Annotated in this window: 10 protein-coding genes; all 10 read right to left on the bottom strand. The window is 38.4% G+C overall.

The features are described 5' to 3' along the window. Window positions 1-101: 101 nt before the first annotated feature. On the bottom strand, window positions 102-251 hold the full coding sequence (locus ACTNES_RS19195) for a hypothetical protein (RefSeq protein WP_020993714.1): 150 nt from the start codon (window positions 249-251) through the stop codon (window positions 102-104). A gap of 41 nt (window positions 252-292) precedes the next feature. Beyond that, entirely contained in the window at window positions 293-526 is a 234-nt protein-coding gene (locus tag ACTNES_RS19190) for a hypothetical protein (RefSeq protein ID WP_441040410.1), read from the bottom strand. 17 nt (window positions 527-543) lie between these two features. Next, window positions 544-951, bottom strand: coding sequence for an arsenate reductase ArsC (locus ACTNES_RS19185; protein ID WP_441040409.1), 408 nt, complete (start codon window positions 949-951; stop codon window positions 544-546). Then, window positions 944-1,633 carry a DUF5714 domain-containing protein gene (locus ACTNES_RS19180; protein WP_331476621.1) on the bottom strand — a complete coding sequence of 230 codons (690 nt, stop codon included), beginning with the start codon at window positions 1,631-1,633 and terminating at the stop codon, window positions 944-946. The genes ACTNES_RS19185 and ACTNES_RS19180 overlap by 8 nt, the downstream gene beginning before the upstream one ends. A 3-nt stretch (window positions 1,634-1,636) precedes the next feature. Further along, the gene (locus tag ACTNES_RS19175) at window positions 1,637-1,906 is read right to left on the bottom strand and encodes an ArsR/SmtB family transcription factor (RefSeq protein WP_055201525.1); all 270 of its coding nucleotides are present in this window, start codon (window positions 1,904-1,906) and stop codon (window positions 1,637-1,639) included. 293 nt (window positions 1,907-2,199) lie between these two features. Then, window positions 2,200-2,415 carry a hypothetical protein gene (locus ACTNES_RS19170; protein WP_441040408.1) on the bottom strand — a complete coding sequence of 72 codons (216 nt, stop codon included), beginning with the start codon at window positions 2,413-2,415 and terminating at the stop codon, window positions 2,200-2,202. Between the two features lie 146 nt (window positions 2,416-2,561). Beyond that, entirely contained in the window at window positions 2,562-3,098 is a 537-nt protein-coding gene (locus ACTNES_RS19165) for a hypothetical protein (RefSeq protein WP_291810698.1), read from the bottom strand. Beyond that, window positions 3,091-3,843: an ImmA/IrrE family metallo-endopeptidase gene (locus tag ACTNES_RS19160; protein ID WP_291810695.1), complete on the bottom strand. Its 753-nt coding sequence runs from the start codon at window positions 3,841-3,843 to the stop codon at window positions 3,091-3,093. The genes ACTNES_RS19165 and ACTNES_RS19160 overlap by 8 nt, the downstream gene beginning before the upstream one ends. 1 nt (window position 3,844) lies before the next feature. Continuing rightward, the gene (locus tag ACTNES_RS19155) at window positions 3,845-4,180 is read right to left on the bottom strand and encodes a helix-turn-helix domain-containing protein (protein ID WP_291810692.1); all 336 of its coding nucleotides are present in this window, start codon (window positions 4,178-4,180) and stop codon (window positions 3,845-3,847) included. Between the two features lie 332 nt (window positions 4,181-4,512). Next, window positions 4,513-5,511, bottom strand: a 999-nt coding sequence (locus ACTNES_RS19150) for an LL-diaminopimelate aminotransferase (protein WP_441040407.1), incomplete at its 5' end; no start/stop codon positions are given.

Genomic DNA, 5,511 nt, shown 5'->3' with positions numbered 1-5,511 from the left:
ATTGAATGAAAACCGTTTTGTTATTTTTATTTATTATGAGTGCAGATATGCACAGTTTGCGCTTTCATCTCGGTAATTGAATTGCCGAGGATTCCCGCTTATTATCCTAAATCCTTTAATACCAACTCAAGTATAACATAGATATAACCCCTGTAGTGCATAAACTCGAAATATTCCTGTTCACTGGCAAATAAAATGTATTTGCCTTCTACGTATCCCATGTATCCGTTGCTTGTGTTATAACCTTTCATCTGCCAGTTCCCCCTTGATTTCTTTTTCTAATATTATCAGTTTACACCAAATGGCTGTGCAAAAATCCCGACAACCAAAAGGCTAAACTTCCTAAATCATTTTTGTATTCAACAGCTAAAGATAGAGAATAGCAAGGACAGAAAGTAGTTACCCACCTTCCGGACATTCGTCCCAGAACAGAAATCCTACTGGAATACTTGCAGATAAATAAAGAAAGCAGCTCATCTTCCTTTGTCACAGTAAGTCCTGTGTCATAAAGCTGATAAGCTGCCATTTTGTTCTGCAGGTATTCTATTTGTTCTCGCTCAACCTTTTCTTTAACTCAAAGATATTCTCCTCAATCCGCTGTATTATAGCCTTAAAATCATCATCTGATTTCCCCGTTGGATCATCAAGTCCCCAGTTATCATCAAACGCCCTTCCAATAAAAGGACATCCCACATTACAGCCCATTGATATTGCGATATCAACATCTGGGATATCAGCAATCAGCTTACTATACTGACCATTTGCTTCCATGTCTATTCCATAAATCTCTTTCATGACACGAACAGCATCCTGATTAATCTGAGGCTTTGTCTCTGTTCCGGCCGAATAGCTTTCAAATATATCTGATGCCAGATGTTTTCCCAATGCCTCTGCTATCTGACTACGGCATGAATTATGAACACAGATAAATGCGATTTTTTTCTTATTCATGAAATGGGCACCTCTCCTTAATACATTGATTGTTCTTATCAGAATGAATACACTTTATAACAGGCTTTTCCATTTGTATATTGAAATTCTCTGCCACATAGTCAATCGCTGAGATTATGGCCATATAAGAATCTCTTTTACAACATCTTGGTCCACCAATGCTCCCGATTGCGTCAAGTGCCTTGGAAGTCATTTTATTAGCCAGACCCCAAGGTTCATTTTTAAGTGGAGTCGCTCCTGAGATTATTGATATAAACATTCCTGTGCTAATTCCAGCACCACAAGCACCCCAGAATCCACATACGCCACCCGGAACAGCTTTTCCTCGATTCATCATTTCAAGTAGCGCTTCCGGCAAATCAATCTCACCACCTGCATTGTTATATGCGGTAAGAAGCGCTGAACCAACCATAACATGATGCTCTGGTCCATGCATATGACAGAATGGCTGCGCCATCATTCTTCTTATAATTTCTACTGGATTCTTAGATGTTTCACTAAGACATATTTCTATAATTGCATCCATTCCTTTTGTATGACATTCATTACATACATAATGGCCCTGCTCGCATCTAGTCTTACTTAATTCCTTTTTATGACATAGTACGCACTCCATCATTTCATCTTTTTCAAGATATACAAGTGGAGCTTTACATATAATACATTCTTCTTTCATTTCCATTTCCTACCTTCCCAAAGCTTCAATAAATGAACTTGCCTCTCTTATTACTTTTTTATTCAGAGAATAATGATGCCATTTGCCTTCCTTACAATCATTTACAAGCCCACAGTCGACCAATATTTTCATGTGATGTGATAAAGTAGGCTGCGTGATATCGAATTTATCCAGAATCTTACATCCACATTTTTCTCCGTCTGACAGCATCTGAACAATCTCCAGCCTATTTGTATCCGATAATGCTTTACATATCAGTATCATATCTCTTGTTTCCATTTTTGCCACCTCGCATAGGCATTTGTCTATGTGTTAATTTATCATACGCATAGATACTTGTCAATGTATATTTATTGAATAAGAGTTATATAGCATTCTTTCCCCATTTTATCTCTCGCTTTTGATTTCTTTTTCTAATGTTATCAGTTTACACCAAATGGCTGTACAAAAATTCCAACAACCATTACTGTTCAGGAATTAGCAGAACTAAAAAAACCAATGGTGCAGACTGATAACAGTCAAAGCCATTGGTTTTCTTTATCCAAATATATTCTCTGGTTCTTCTACAATTTTTATTTTACTTTTTCCAACTTGTTATTTGCATCAAAGCAAACCTTGTCCCCTTCATTGATGTTACATTCATAGAGCATGGCATCCTCTGCTTTTATCCTTATTTCTTCACCTAAAGAATTCGTAAGCGTCACTATTGCCATTACTGGCATTCCTTTCGGTCGCTCTTCACAAACGAAGTCCAGGTCTTCCTCGATTCGTTTTACTGTGTATATCATAGCTATTCCTCTGAAAATAATATTAGAAATCAGTTCTCCATGTTCCTTCGAATTTTCTCTATCAAAGTGACATCTGACGGTAGCCACGAGCCGTTGCAAAAATTTTATTTTTTTCTTTCATGTCATCACAGATAAAAAGCATTGCTTTAAACATTCTCTTTACTTTTCAGATAATCAGAAAAACTGTTTGCTGGTAACTTTCTGTTACGATTCAACATCTTTTGCCAAATAGAGTTACCTTCATCTTCGGTAATAAGCTTTTTTCCTAAAGCTTCTGACAATATCATCCCAGTATCAACATGGCGTAATCCATATTTTTCAATGTATGGCGCAATGTCTCGATAATTATTGCTTGCTAATACGCCCTTATATGTAGCGGCCAGTGCAATTCCTGCTGCCTCTCCTTTACCAATTGCCTTATTACTTTTATTACCTTTTGTTAAGTTACGGTACAATTGATATTCATCTGTACCTACATCAATCGATTTAACTGACGCCAAATTCTTACTGATTAATGCATCTGCCCTCGTTTTTAAATGTGGTACATGTGGATTAGATAATTCCAAATACACTTGATCCGGCAGAACTATGTTTCCACCATATAAAACTTCAATGATATTGGTATCATTAATCCACAAAAAGGCCGACAGACAATCAGTATCAAAAAACATATCATTAGTCATTCAGATTAGGTTCCTCCTCATCCAAGTTGTAAACTATATCTGCACGATAAGCATCTAACAGTAGTTCCTCTTTTTTACCGTTAGAAATAATATCTTTCTCCGCCAGATTTTCAACTTTCCTGATATACTCACCCGTAGTAAAATACTGCTGTTCTTTTGGTAACGGAAGATACAACTCTTTACCATAGCCTAAACGAGCAGCTTCTCTTGATACTGTTATTCCCTGATATCGCATTGCTTCTGCTTCACTAATCAACTTATCTGTTTGCAATCGAAGCATCATGGCCATATGACTAATCTGGAAAAACTGTTCTGCTTCTATGATATTCTTTAATTCCCACGATGAAAAATTTTCACCATACTGAATAAGAGAATCATATGGCATTAACAGGTAGCTGGCAAACTGATCTGCCTCTTTCTCCGAGTCTGACTTGTTTCCCACAAAGCTCATTCCACATATTACTCTATCCATCTTATTCTCATATAAGATGTGGTATAATTCATGCGCTAATGTAAATCTCTGTCTACCATAAGATGACTTGGAATTGATGCAAATAACTATATCCTCTCCAATACGAGTACACATTCCACTAATTCTTTCTGATAATGGATAACGAACAATAGTTATCTTTTTCTCCTTCCATCCATTCACAAGTGCAAATATGTCTATCGGGGAATAGCCATCTTCCCCAAGTAGTCTTCTTGTCTTCAATGCTAGTGAATTAAGTTCCTGATGTGATTTCATATTATTCATCTCCCATCAATTCATTCATATACTTCAAATTTATTGCAATCTTATTTACCGCAGCGATACTCTCAAGATCCTCTGCTTCAATTCCTGTAGAGCGAAATGCAAAATTCAGTGGAATATAGTCGTTGCTTTCTCCCATCAGAAATTCTTCTGAACAGCCAAATAAACTACAAATCTTATCTACCATTGTTATACTAAATCTTCTAGTTCCATTCTCTAATTTTGTAATCATGCTTTGATCTACTGATAAAAACTGAGCTAACTGATCTTGCGTAATTTTACTCTCCTTACGAAGGTATTTCAGCCTTTCATTCATGTTCCTTCCTGCCATAATATTTCCTCCTAATATATATCACTAACTGATCTAATATTATTATAACACTCGCAGTCATATTTTCAATTGTTTTATTTGCGATTTTTATGACAGCATCATATTGCCATATTCTCCAATACCGACAATTGGTATATAACCAAAAAGACAGGTCCGAAACCCTTGAGTTTCAAGGCTTTTCGTCCTGTCGTTTTTCATTTCCATAGTCAGGCGGATAAAATCATCCGCTTCTCTACGCCGCTCTACACCGAATAACTGCTCCGCAGGGAACTTACTTGATTCGGTTAAATTTTACGAGATTATAATCCCACTCGTCCCTATCAGAAAGCTACTTACAGATTCTTAATTCGTTCAATTGCTTCCAGTGTATTCTCATGTGTTCCAAACGCAGTGAGACGGAAGAATCCCTCACCATGAGCACCAAATCCTGAGCCTGGAGTTCCTACAATGTTGGCTTTTTCAAGGAGATAGTCAAAGAACTCCCAGGAAGTCATCTTATCAGGTGTTTTCAGCCAGATATACGGAGCGTTTACGCCACCGGATACGGAATAGCCTGCTGATGCCAGACCTTCGTAGATGGCTTTGGCGTTGCTCATATAGTAGCCTACCTGTTCTTTCAGCTGTGCTTTTCCTTCAGGAGAGTATACAGCCTCTCCTGCACGCTGTACAATGTATGGAGCACCGTTGAATTTTGTGCCATGGCGTCTTGCCCAGAGACTGTGAAGATCTACACCGTCACGAACCAGATCCTTTGGTACAACTGTAAAGCCAAGGCGGACACCTGTGAAACCTGCATTTTTGGAGAAGCTGCGCAGTTCAATGGCGCAGGTTCTTGCTCCTTCGCACTCATAGATGCTGTGGGGTACATCTTCTTCGGAAATGTATGCTTCGTATGCTGCATCATAGATAATGACGGAGCCGTTTTTATTTGCATAGTCTACCCATTCCTGAAGCTGCGGTTTGGTGATGGCACCACCGGTTGGGTTATTCGGGAAGCAAAGGTAGATAAGATCCGGCACTTCTTCCGGGAATTCCGGAAGGAAACCGTTGGCTTCTGTACATGGCATATAGATTACGTTATCAAAGTTGCCACGTTCTTTGTTGTATTCTCCTGTACGGCCTGCCATTACGTTTGTATCTACATATACTGGGTATACAGGGTCGCACACTGCAATCTTGTTATCCAGTCCGAAGATTTCCTGGATATTTCCGGAATCGCTCTTTGCACCGTCAGATACAAAGATTTCGTCTGCTTCAATGTCACAGCCTCTGTCTTTGTAGTCATTCTTTGCAATGGCAGATCTTAAGAATCTGTCTCTTATACACATCTG

The sequence above is a fragment of the Blautia sp. HCP3S3_D9 genome (genome assembly GCF_052063845.1).
Classification (GTDB): domain Bacteria; phylum Bacillota; class Clostridia; order Lachnospirales; family Lachnospiraceae; genus Blautia_A.
The sequence above is the reverse complement of the archived record's forward strand: the minus strand, read 5'-3'. Positions and strand labels throughout refer to the sequence as shown.